We start from the raw sequence: 11,324 nt of genomic DNA on the forward strand, positions 1-11,324 counted from the left end.
ATCCGATTCGACAGTCGGATGCTCGGCTCAGTAGGCGGTACCCCGCACACCAACACTGGACCGGCACAGAGCGTGGCGACGGGGCGGCCTCAACTGAGCGTGGTACCCGATCAATCCGAATTCGGGCCGGCAACCGATGACGATGAGCAATGGCAGGAACGCGCATTGTGCGCGCAGACCGACCCCGAGGCGTTCTTCCCCGAGAAGGGCGGCTCGACCCGCGAGGCCAAGCGCATCTGCCTGGGCTGCGAGGTGAAGGACCGGTGCCTGGATTACGCCCTGGCGCATGACGAGCGCTTCGGCATCTGGGGCGGTCTCTCCGAGCGGGAACGCCGTCGCCTCAAGCGCGGCATCATCTGAGCTGACCAACCGCGTTGGGGCTCAGTCGTCGTCGATCGTCGGGTCGATGACGGAGGGCTCGACGCCCAAGAACGTGGCCACCTGGGCCACCAGAACTTCGTGCAACAGGTCGGCGAGTTCGGCGGTGTCCTTTGCCCGCCGCTCGATTGGCTTGCGGAACAACACAATTCGTGCGCGCGTGGCATTGCCCCGCACATCCACCCCTGCCGGGATCAGCCGGGCCAGCGCGATCGGCCCGTCGGCGATCACCTCCGGCGGCCACTGCACGCTGTCGGGGTCCTTCGGTGCGATTCTCGGGATCTCGTCGACCGCGACGTCCAACGTCGAGACGCGCTCCTGCCAACGCCGTTCGATCGGCTCGTAGGCCTCCAGGACCGCCATGTCGAAGAGCTCGGCCCTGCTGCGCCAACCCGGCACGGTGGGCGGCAGCAGCGGACCGCGCATGTCCCGGCCACGGCGTGATCGCGGGTCGGCCATTTGCAGATCGTAACGGTTGCAGATCGGCCGAGGCCTGGCTGCGCGTGTCGTCGTCGCGCGACGTCGCCAACCGATAGCCTCGCTTGCGTGAACGTTCCCCGTCGCTGCTGCCGGCCCGGGTGCCCGCACTATGCCGTGGCGACGCTGACCTTCGTGTATCCGGACGCGACGGCGGTCGTCGGGCCGCTGGCCACCGTGTCGGAACCGCACTCCTGGGATCTGTGCGTCAAGCACGCGGGCCGGATCACCGCCCCGCGCGGCTGGGAGCTGGTACGGCACGCCGGCCCGCTGCCGACGCATGGCGACGACGACGATCTGGTGGCGTTGGCCGACGCAGTCAGGGAGGGGCGCGACGGCCCATCGCCGATGGGCGGCATAGCCACGGGGTTCACCGACCCCTCGACCGGCGTTCACGGCGGCGCGCTGATGGCGCCGGCCGCCCGCCGCTCGGAGCACAACGGTCGGCGGCGAGGCCACCTGCGCGTCCTGCCCGACCCGGCCGAGTAGCCGCTCACGTCCCTGCGCTCCGTTGACTATGCGGAGATTGCAACCACGCCGGGAAGAGCGTCGGCATGAGGATTCGCGAGCCGATAGGCTGGCGCCACGACCATTTCCTGCTAGGGGATCCAAGGGAGATTTATGTCTCGGCCCGCTGCGGCTGTCAACCGCGTCATCAAGGCGTATGACGTGCGGGGTCTGGTCGGTGACGAGATCGACGAGGCGTTCGTCTCCGACGTTGGTGGCGCATTCGCGCGGTTGGTGCGCGACGAGGTCTTGCCTGGCGGGCCCGACTCCGGGACTGTCTCGCAGATGGTGATCGGCTACGACATGCGGTCCAGCTCGCCGTCCTTGGCCGACGCGTTCGCAGAGGGTGTGGTGGCCCAGGGGCTCGACGTCACCCGGATCGGCCTGGCGTCCACGGATCAGCTGTACTTCGCGTCGGGTCTGATGGACTGTCCTGGCGCCATGTTCACCGCCAGCCACAACCCCGCCGCCTACAACGGCATCAAGTTGTGCCGGGCGGGCGCCAAGCCGGTGGGCAAGGAAACCGGGCTCAGCACCATCAGCGGGGAGGTGATCGACGGCGTCCCCGCGCACGACGGACCCGCTGGCGTGATCCGGGATCGAGACGTGCTGGACGACTACGGCCAGTTCCTGCGTTCGCTCGTCGACGTCTCCGGCGGCAGGCCGCTACGGGTGGCCGTCGACGCAGGCAACGGAATGGCCGGTCACACCACCCCTGGAGTGCTGGGTCCCATCGAGGGGATCACGTTGCTGCCGTTGTACTTCGAACTCGATGGCACCTTCCCGAACCACGAGGCCAACCCGCTGGATCCGGCCAACCTCGTCGACCTGCAGGCCTACGTGCTCGAGACCGGCGCCGACATCGGACTGGCCTTCGACGGCGACGCCGACCGCTGCTTCGTCGTCGACGAACTCGGTCAACCCGTCTCGCCGTCGGCGGTGACGGCACTGGTGGCGGCCCGCGAACTGGGCCGTGAGATCGGGGCCACCGTCATTCACAACCTGATCACCTCGCGGGCGGTGCCGGAGCTGATCGTCGAACGGGGCGGCACCGCCGTGCGTGCCCGGGTCGGTCACTCCTACATCAAGGGGCTGATGGCCGAGACCGGTGCGATCTTCGGCGGTGAGCACTCCGCGCACTACTACTTCCGCGACTTCTGGGGCGCCGACTCCGGCATGCTGGCCGCGTTGCACGTCCTGGCCGCGCTCGGCGAACAGCCGCGGCCACTGTCGCAGTTGATGGCCGACTATCAGCGCTACGAGGCCTCCGGCGAGATCAACTTCACCGTCGCCGATGCGCCGTCCTGCGTGGACACCGTGCTGAAGTCGTTCGGCAGCCGCATCCACTCCATCGACCACCTCGACGGCGTGACCGTCGACCTCGGCGACGGAACGTGGTTCAACCTGCGCACGTCCAATACCGAGCCGTTGCTGCGGTTGAACGTCGAGTCCCGCACCGCAGACGGCGTCGACGAGGTCGTCGAACACGTCGCGGACCTGATCGCCACTCAGACCGGGACCGCCACGTGAACGCTGACTCCCGCGCTCGGGCGGCGGCCATCGACCTCGACGACGCCGAGGGGTTGCTTGCCGCCGATCGTGAGGGTCTGCTGCGGGCGGCGTCGATGGCGGGTGCGCAGGTGCGGGCGACGGCCGCCGCGCTGGACGAAGGGGTGCTCGATCCGCTGCGGTCAGACATGCCGCCGCGCACCGTGATCTGGGTGGCCAGTCGCGGAGCGGCCGAGACGGCTGGACTGATGCTGGCCGCCGCCCTCGGTGGGTCGACGGCGGCACCGATCGTGGTTGCACCCGAGGTGCCGCCCTGGATCGGCGCACTGGACGTTCTGGTCGTCGCGGGTGACGATCCCGTGGATCCGGTGCTGGTTTCGGCCGCGGCGACGGGAACTCGGCGAGGCGCGCGCGTGATCGTCGTGGCTCCGCAGGAGGGTCCGCTGCAGGATGTCACCGCGGGGCGCGCGGTGGTGCTTGCGCCGCGGCTGCGGGTGCCCGATGACTTCGGCCTCGCCCGCTATTTCTCCGCAGGCCTGGCCACTCTGCACGTGGTGGATCCCGGGATGCAGGTCGACATCGCCGGGCTGGCCGACGAATTGGACTCCGAGGCGTTGCGCAACAGCGCGGGCCGCGAGCTGTTCACCAACCCCGCCAAGACGCTCGCCGACCGCATGTCCGGGCGCGACGTCGTGCTGGCCGGCGACAAACCGGCCACCTTGGCGCTCGCCCGGCATGCCGGGGCCGTGTTGCTGCGGATCGGCCACCAACCCGTCGCGGCCGTCGGGCTCGCCGACCTCGTCGTCGCGCTGCACGGCGGAATCGGCAGCACCGCAGCCAATTACGAGACGTCGCTGTTCCACGACGAGGAACTCGACGGTCCACTGCCTGCACGGATCCGCGCCGTCGTCCTCGCGGCGGACGATGAGCGTCCGGCGATCGCGGCGAGACTCGCGGGGTACGACGAACTCGACGTGGTCAGCGCCAAGGACGTTCCGGACGTCGCGACGCCTGCGGGCGGCCGCCTGGAACAGCAGTTGGCGACGCTGGCGGTGCGCTTGGAGATGACGGCGGTTTACCTGAGACTGGTTCGAGGTTAGACGAGTGGACCTGCTACACGGCGCGGTGCGGACCTACGCATGGGGGTCGCGCACCGCCATTGCCGAATTCACTGGACGACCAAGTCCGACAGCGCATCCCGAAGCGGAGCTGTGGTTCGGCGCCCACCCCGGCGATCCGGCTCGGCTCGAGACGGACAGCGGTGAGCAATCGCTGCTCGAGGTCATCAGGGCTGACCCCGAGGGGCAGTTGGGGGCGGCCACCAGGGAGCGCTTCGGTGACGCGTTGCCCTTTCTGGCCAAGGTGCTGGCTGCCGACGAACCGCTTTCGCTGCAGGCGCATCCGAGCGCGGAGCAGGCGATGGAGGGCTTCGCCCGCGAGGACCGGCTCAATATCCCGGTGACGGCGCCGACGCGAAACTACCGCGACCGCAGCCACAAGCCCGAACTCATCGTGGCGCTCGGCCCGTTCGAGGCCCTGGCCGGATTCCGGCCCGCCGCACGCAGCGTCGAGTTGATGCGTGCGCTGGCCGTCTCCGACCTCGACCCGTTCATCGCCCTGCTGTCCGGGCAATCCGAGGCCGACGGATTGCGGGCGCTGTTCACCACCTGGATCACCGCACCCCAACCCGACCTGGACGTGCTGGTGCCTGCGGTGCTCGACGGTGCGGTGAACTACCTCCGTTCGGGCGAAACGACTTTCACCGCCGAAGCCAAGACCGTGCTCGAGCTCGGTGAGCGTTATCCAGGCGATGCGGGAGTGCTCGCGTCCTTGCTGCTCAACCGCATTACCCTGGCCCCCGGCGAGGGCATCTACCTCCCCGCAGGCAACCTGCACGCCTACCTGCACGGCGTGGGGTTCGAAGTGATGGCCAACTCCGACAACGTGTTGCGGGGTGGGTTGACCCCCAAGCACGTCGACGTGCCCGAGCTGTTGCGGGTGTTGGACTTCACCCCGACCGATGAGTCGCCCATTCGTCCCGAGGTAGTCGGGGATGGAATCGAGCTCGTCTACCACACGCCCGCACCGGAGTTCGCGGTGTCGGTGCTGCGGCTGGACCGCGACCAATTGGGCCACGAGGTCGACGCTCCCGCGCGCCACGACGGGCCACAGATTCTGCTGTGCACCGAGGGCGCCGTGACGGTGCACGCCAAGTCCAGCGTGTTGACGCTCGAGAAGGGTGCGGCCGCATGGGTGGCGGCCGACGACGGGCCCATCCGGCTCGTCGCCGAACAGCCGACGAAACTGTTCAGGGCCACGGTGGGGATCTAGTGGAAGGCGACCATGTCGACGGCCGGTAGCACCAGGGCAATCGTGGCCGCACTGCTGGCGAACGCCGGCATCGCGGTCGCGAAGTTCGTCGGGTTCATCATCACGGGCAGTTCCTCGATGCTGGCCGAGTCGGTGCACTCCGTCGCCGACACGTCGAACCAGGGCCTGCTGCTGTTCGGGCAGCGGCAGGCGCGCAAGGAGGCCGACGACCTGCATCCGTTCGGGTACGGCCGCAGTCGCTACTTCTACTCGTTCGTCGTGGCGCTGGTGCTGTTCACCCTCGGCTCGGTGTTCGCGCTCTACGAGGGCTACCACAAGATCACTCACCCCGAGGACTTGACGTCGCCGCTGGTGGCGATCGTCATCCTGGTGGTGGCAATCGGCTTGGAGTCCTACAGCTTTCGCACCGCGGCGGTGGAGTCGCGACCGCTCAAGGGTTCGGGCAGCTGGTGGCACTTCATCCGGACGTCGCGCAATCCCGAGCTACCGGTGGTGCTGCTCGAGGACACCGGCGCGTTGATCGGTCTGGCCCTCGCGCTGAGCGGCGTTGGGCTGACGATGCTCACCGGCGAACCGGTGTGGGACGGCATCGGCACCGCTGCGATCGGCGTTCTGCTCGGCATCATCGCCGTCATCCTGATGGTCGAGATGCACAGCCTGCTCATCGGCGAGGGTGCGACCAGCCAGGAGGACAAGGCCATCCGCGCGGCGCTCGAGCAGACCCCGAACGTCGACCGCCTCATTCACATCCGCACGCAGTACCTCGGACCGGACGAACTTCTGGTGGGCGCCAAGATCGCACTGGCGGCCGACACCGATCTGGCCACGGTGGCCGCCACCATCGACGCCGCCGAGTCGGCTGTCCGTGCCGCGGTACCCGCGGCGCGGGTCATCTACTTGGAACCCGATCTCGATCGTGCCCTGACCGGCTAGCGCCGCGCCTCTCTGCCAACCAGAGTCGCACGTTGTGCCAGACGGTGCGGCCGACCAGTCGTGCCGACGGGACCATGTAGAGACTGTCCAGCAGGCTGAAGCGCCGTAGAAACCATTCGGCGAGAACGGGATCCGTCTCCGCGGCGCCGAGGAACTGGTCGAACAGGCCACCAACGGGCTTGTACCACCACCGCGCCTCACCCGTGGCGTTGTGCAGGCTCAGGTCGCCGATGACGGTCATCATCCACACCGGCCACGTGGTCTTGGCCGTCGCCCGCGAGAGCTTGCCCGCGATGTCGGGATCGCCGGACCGGAGCGCCTCGCGCAGGTTGCCCGCCTGGATCGACGTCATCGTCATGCCCTGGCCGTACGTCGGGTTGAAGGTCACCACGGCGTCGCCGAACGGGATGATGCCGGTCGGGAAGCGGTCCATCTTGTCGTAGCGGCGCCACCGGCTGGTCGGGTACTTGTGGAACGCCACGTCCCCGATCGGTTCGCCCTTGCGTACCGCCGCGCTGATGTGGGCAGGCAGGATCTCGTCGGCCAGTGTGCACATCTGCGCGAAGTTCTGCGGCGGCTCGGCCTTCGCGGTGCCGAACGTCGTCAGGCCCCAGTTGCCGTCCTCGTAGCGCAGCATGCCGAGGCCGAGCGGCTGGTCGCGGCACGCTCCTGCGACGACGACCTTCTCCTCGATCAGGCCGTCGGGGATGTGCACCTGATGGGTGGCGTAGCCGATGCCGACGTCGACGGTGTCCTCGGTGGGCCTGCCGAATCCCCACTGCTCCAGCCACACCGGCAGGCGGGTGCCGCGCCCGGTCGCGTCGACGACCAGATCGGCCGCGATCGCACTCGCGTCGTCGCCGTCGGCGAGCAGCGCCCCCGTCACGCGTTCCTCGGTCGGGTCGAACTGAGGTTCGGCGATGCCGCGGCGCACCAGCTCGACGTTCGGGATGGCCAGCGCCCGACGCCTGATCTGCCATTCCAGGTGCGGCCGGCTCGGTACGTAGGCGGTGAACTCGTCACGCAGCGTGGCATGGGTGCCAAGGACGTGGCCTGCCGCGCCGAAGTGGATGCAGTCGGGCCGGTTCTCCAAGACGGGCACCCCGGCGGCCACCATGTCGTCCAGCAGACCGGGGAACAGCCCGTCGAACTCCGCGGCACCGCGCGCCATCAACAGGTGGACGTGCTTGCCCTGTGGTACCGCGGACCGGTTGGCCGGTTCGTCGGGAAGGTCGTCGCGTTCGAAGACCGTCACCTTGGCGTAGTGGTCCGACAACACCCGGGCCGCACACATGCCCGCGATGCTCGCGCCGATGACGATCGCGTGTTCCCGCCCCATCGGCAGCAGGCTACCCGCCGGGTCGACGAATGAGGCACTGCAATCTCAACCCGTCAGTTTTTCGACCCCGGCCGCCCACCGAGTTTACAAAATATACATCTGTGTCTAGACAACGGACAAAATGCGAGCTATCGTCAACGATGACAGTGACGCAGCTCTCATAGGAGGTAGCCAGCGATGGCATCAGATCTTTCGGAGGTATCGGGGTCCGTCGCCCCGGTCGACCAATGGCGCGACAAGAAGCGGTACCTGTGGCTGATGGGTCTGATCGCGCCGACGGCGCTGTTCGTGGTGCTGCCGCTGGTGTGGGCGTTCAACCAGTGGGGCTGGCACGCCGCGGCGCAGGTGCCGTTCTGGATCGGCCCGATCCTGCTCTATGTGCTGCTGCCCGCCCTGGACCTGCGGTTCGGTCCCGACGGCCAGAACCCGCCCGATGAGGTGATGGAGCGGCTGGAGAACGACAAGTACTACCGGTACTGCACCTACATCTACATCCCGTTCCAGTACGCGAGCGTGATCTTCGGCGCCTACCTGTTCACGGCGTCGGATCTGAGCTGGCTGGGCTTCGACGGGGGCCTGAGCTGGGTGGCCAAGATCGGTCTGGCGCTGTCGGTGGGCATGCTCGGCGGGGTGGGCATCAACACCGCGCACGAGATGGGCCACAAGAAGGACGAGCTGGAACGCTGGCTGGCCAAGATCACCCTGGCCCAGACCCTGTACGGCCACTTCTACATCGAGCACAACCGCGGCCATCACGTCCGGGTCGCGACACCGGAGGACCCGGCGTCGGCCCGCTTCGGCGAGACGTTCTGGGAATTCCTGCCGCGCAGCGTCTGGGGCAGCCTGAAGTCGTCATGGGAACTCGAGGCGGCGCGGCTGCGCAGGCTCGACAAGAGTCCGTGGCACTGGTCCAACGACGTGCTCAACGCGTGGGCGATGTCGGTGGTGCTGTACGGCGCGCTCATCGCGATCTTCGGCGTCGCACTGATCCCGTACGTGGTGATCTCGGCCGTCTTCGGGTTCACGTTGCTGGAGACCGTCAACTACCTCGAGCACTACGGACTGCTCCGGCAAAAGGTCGATGAGCCGCTTGCGCGAAGAGAAGGCAGGCCCGCCAGCGGACGCTACGAGCGATGCGCGCCCGAGCACAGCTGGAACTCCGATCACATCGTGACCAACCTGTTCCTCTACCACCTGCAGCGGCACAGCGATCACCACGCCAACCCGACGCGTCGCTACCAGACGCTGCGGAGCATGGACACGGCGCCGTGCCTGCCCAGCGGGTATGCGTCGATGATCGGGCTCACCTACTTCCCGCCGCTGTGGCGCAAGGTGATGGATCACCGGGTGCTCGAGCACTACGACGGCGACATCACGCGGGTCAACGTCCACCCCAGGATGCGCGACAAGGTGCTCGCCAAGTACGGGGTGCATCAGTGAGCGCGTACCGCTGCCCGGGCTGTGATTATGTCTATGACGAAGCGAAGGGTGCTCCGCGGGAGGGCTTTCCGGCGGGCACGCCCTGGGATCGGATCCCCGACGAGTGGTGCTGCCCGGACTGTGCGGTACGCGAGAAGATCGATTTCGAAGAGATGGGAGCAATGAAGTGAATGAAGTGAATGACTACAAGTTGTTCGTCTGCGTGCAATGTGGATTCGAGTACGACGAGGAGAAGGGGTGGCCGGAGGACGGCATCGCACCCGGGACCCGCTGGGACGACATCCCGGAGGACTGGAGCTGCCCCGACTGCGGCGCGGCCAAGTCGGACTTCGAGATGGTCGAGATTGCCCGTCCGTGACCGTTACCCTCGCGCGTATGGGTAACCCGGCACCGCGCGTGCCGTTCGCCGAGGCGTCGCGGGTGCTTCTGCGTGACTCGATTCTGGATGGCATGCGGGACATGCTGCTGAGCCGGGACTGGTCGTCGATCACGCTGTCCGACGTCGCCCGGGCGGCGGGCATCAGCCGGCAGACCATCTACAACGAGTTCGGGTCGCGGCAGGGCTTGGCCGAGGGTTACGCGCTGCGACTGGCCGACCGTCTGGTCGACGCCGTCGCCGGCGCCATCGAAGGCAACGTCGGCAACATCTACGCGGCCTTCCTGGAGGGGTTCCGCGCGTTCTTCGCCGAGTCGGCGTCCGATCCGCTCGTCATCTCGCTGCTGACCGGCGGCGCCAAGCCCGACCTGCTTCAGATCATCACCACGGACAGCGCGCCGATCATCTCCAGATGCTCGCAGCGCCTGACGTCGACGCTCGTGTCCAGCTGGGTACGCGCCAGCGAAGAGGACGCCGGAGTGCTGGCCAGGGCCATCGTGCGGCTGGCCATGAGCTACGTCTCGATGCCACCGGAGGCCGACCACGATGTGGCCCGAGACCTGGCCCGATTGATGACCCCGTTCGCCGAACGCTACGGTGTTGTAGATACCCCTTAGCTGGCAGAGCGCCGCAGCGCCTGTCCCGCGAGCCCGCAGGCTATGGGTGTCTGCATGGGTGTCGCCGCTGCGCATCCGTGCGCTCACAGGCAAATGTCGAACGAAAAGGGGCTCTATATGACTGCACCGACACTGACCGCCGATGTCCGCAATGGCATCGACTTCAAGGTGGCTGACCTGGACCTGGCCGAGTTTGGTCGCAAGGAGATCCGGCTGGCCGAGCACGAGATGCCGGGCCTGATGACGCTGCGCCGCGAGTATGCCGACGTGCTGCCGCTCAAGGGCGCCCGGATCTCGGGCTCGCTGCACATGACGGTGCAGACCGCGGTGCTGATCGAGACGTTGGTTTCTCTCGGTGCTGAGGTTCGTTGGGCGTCGTGCAACATCTTCTCCACCCAGGACCACGCCGCGGCCGCGACGGTCGTCGGCCCGCACGGCACCCCGGAGGAGCCCAAGGGCGTACCGGTGTTCGCATGGAAGGGCGAGAGCCTCGACGAGTACTGGTGGGCCGCCGAGCAGATGCTCACCTGGCCGGGCGAGCCGGCCAACATGATCCTCGACGACGGCGGGGACGCCACCATGCTGGTGCTGCGCGGCGCGCAGTTCGAGAAGGCAGGCGTCGTGCCGCCCACCGAGGACGACGCGTCCGACGAGTACAAGGTGTTCCTGGCGCTGATCCGCAAGCGGTTCGAGACCGACAAGGACAAGTGGACCAAGATCGCCGACGCGGTCCAGGGCGTGACCGAGGAGACCACCACGGGCGTGCTGCGGCTCTACCAGTTCGCCGCTGCCGGCGAGCTCGCGTTCCCCGCGATCAACGTCAACGACTCGGTGACCAAGAGCAAGTTCGACAACAAGTACGGCACCCGGCACTCGCTGATCGACGGCATCAACCGTGGCACCGACGTGCTGATCGGTGGCAAGGCCGCGCTGGTCTGTGGCTACGGCGACGTCGGCAAGGGCTGCGCCGAGGCGCTCAAGGCCCAGGGTGCGCGCGTCGCGGTCACCGAGATCGATCCGATCAACGCGCTGCAGGCGTTGATGGATGGCTTCGAGGTCAAGACGGTCGAACAGGCCATCGGCTGGGCGGACATCGTCATCACCGCCACCGGCAACCAGGGCATCATCACCCTCGAGCACATGAAGGCGATGAAGCATCAGGCGATCCTGGGCAACATCGGCCACTTCGACGACGAGATCGAGATGGCCCGGTTGGAGAAGGACCCGAAGATCCGCCGGATCAACATCAAGCCGCAGGTCGACGAGTTCGTCTTCGAGGACGGCCATTCCATCATCGTGCTGTCCGAGGGCCGGCTGCTGAACCTGGGCAATGCCACCGGGCACCCGTCGTTCGTGATGAGCAACAGCTTCTCCAACCAGGTGATCGCCCAGATCGAGCTGTGGACCAAGAACGACG

The 11,324-nt window shown here is 67.5% G+C and carries 13 protein-coding genes; 11 read left to right on the forward strand and 2 right to left on the reverse strand.

Going from position 1 to position 11,324, the window contains the following annotated elements; all coding sequences use genetic code 11:
- The first annotated feature begins 93 nt into the window (after positions 1 to 93).
- Positions 94 to 360, forward strand: a complete 267-nt coding sequence (locus QOC69_RS16115) for a WhiB family transcriptional regulator (protein ID WP_526441268.1) — start codon at positions 94 to 96, stop codon at positions 358 to 360.
- A 21-nt stretch (positions 361 to 381) separates the two neighbouring features.
- Here the strand turns inward: QOC69_RS16115 and QOC69_RS16120 are convergent, their stop codons facing one another.
- Positions 382 to 804: a metallopeptidase family protein gene (locus tag QOC69_RS16120; RefSeq protein ID WP_526441270.1), complete on the reverse strand. Its 423-nt coding sequence runs from the start codon at positions 802 to 804 to the stop codon at positions 382 to 384.
- Between the two features lie 120 nt (positions 805 to 924).
- Between QOC69_RS16120 and QOC69_RS16125 the strand changes: the two genes are divergently transcribed.
- The 5 genes from QOC69_RS16125 to QOC69_RS16145 all read left to right on the forward strand — a co-directional run bounded on the left by QOC69_RS16125 (position 925) and on the right by QOC69_RS16145 (position 6,135).
- Positions 925 to 1,344, forward strand: coding sequence for a DUF3499 family protein (locus QOC69_RS16125; RefSeq protein ID WP_526441248.1), 420 nt, complete (start codon positions 925 to 927; stop codon positions 1,342 to 1,344).
- Between the two features lie 132 nt (positions 1,345 to 1,476).
- Complete coding sequence (locus QOC69_RS16130; protein WP_526441250.1) at positions 1,477 to 2,892, forward strand: phosphomannomutase/phosphoglucomutase; 1,416 nt, start codon at positions 1,477 to 1,479, stop codon at positions 2,890 to 2,892.
- Positions 2,889 to 3,971 carry a TobH protein gene (locus tag QOC69_RS16135; RefSeq protein WP_526441252.1) on the forward strand — a complete coding sequence of 361 codons (1,083 nt, stop codon included), beginning with the start codon at positions 2,889 to 2,891 and terminating at the stop codon, positions 3,969 to 3,971. Before QOC69_RS16130 ends, QOC69_RS16135 begins: the two co-directional genes overlap by 4 nt.
- 4 nt (positions 3,972 to 3,975) lie before the next feature.
- Positions 3,976 to 5,202 (forward strand): mannose-6-phosphate isomerase, class I, encoded by a 1,227-nt coding sequence (gene manA / locus QOC69_RS16140; RefSeq protein WP_526441254.1) that lies wholly within the window; start codon positions 3,976 to 3,978, stop codon positions 5,200 to 5,202.
- A 12-nt stretch (positions 5,203 to 5,214) separates the two neighbouring features.
- The gene (locus tag QOC69_RS16145; RefSeq protein WP_526441256.1) at positions 5,215 to 6,135 is read left to right on the forward strand and encodes a cation diffusion facilitator family transporter; all 921 of its coding nucleotides are present in this window, start codon (positions 5,215 to 5,217) and stop codon (positions 6,133 to 6,135) included.
- Here QOC69_RS16145 and QOC69_RS16150 read toward each other — a convergent pair.
- Positions 6,092 to 7,474, reverse strand: coding sequence for an FAD-dependent oxidoreductase (locus QOC69_RS16150; RefSeq protein WP_526441258.1), 1,383 nt, complete (start codon positions 7,472 to 7,474; stop codon positions 6,092 to 6,094). The genes QOC69_RS16145 and QOC69_RS16150 overlap by 44 nt on opposite strands.
- A gap of 177 nt (positions 7,475 to 7,651) precedes the next feature.
- Here QOC69_RS16150 and QOC69_RS16155 point away from each other — a divergent pair, with 177 nt between their 5' ends.
- The 5 genes from QOC69_RS16155 to ahcY all read left to right on the forward strand — a co-directional run.
- Positions 7,652 to 8,914 (forward strand): alkane 1-monooxygenase, encoded by a 1,263-nt coding sequence (locus tag QOC69_RS16155; RefSeq protein WP_526441260.1) that lies wholly within the window; start codon positions 7,652 to 7,654, stop codon positions 8,912 to 8,914.
- Positions 8,911 to 9,084: a rubredoxin gene (locus tag QOC69_RS16160; protein ID WP_526441262.1), complete on the forward strand. Its 174-nt coding sequence runs from the start codon at positions 8,911 to 8,913 to the stop codon at positions 9,082 to 9,084. Before QOC69_RS16155 ends, QOC69_RS16160 begins: the two co-directional genes overlap by 4 nt.
- A 5-nt stretch (positions 9,085 to 9,089) precedes the next feature.
- Positions 9,090 to 9,272, forward strand: coding sequence for a rubredoxin (locus QOC69_RS16165; RefSeq protein ID WP_526441272.1), 183 nt, complete (start codon positions 9,090 to 9,092; stop codon positions 9,270 to 9,272).
- A gap of 17 nt (positions 9,273 to 9,289) precedes the next feature.
- Positions 9,290 to 9,907, forward strand: a complete 618-nt coding sequence (alkX, locus tag QOC69_RS16170; RefSeq protein ID WP_526441264.1) for a TetR family transcriptional regulator AlkX — start codon at positions 9,290 to 9,292, stop codon at positions 9,905 to 9,907.
- A 117-nt stretch (positions 9,908 to 10,024) separates the two neighbouring features.
- Positions 10,025 to 11,324: adenosylhomocysteinase (ahcY, locus tag QOC69_RS16175; protein WP_526441266.1), on the forward strand; the 1,300-nt coding region annotated here is incomplete at its 3' end.

Origin of the sequence: Mycobacterium sp. (genome assembly GCF_032162105.1) — a bacterium.
Classification (GTDB): Bacteria; Actinomycetota; Actinomycetes; order Mycobacteriales; family Mycobacteriaceae; genus Mycobacterium.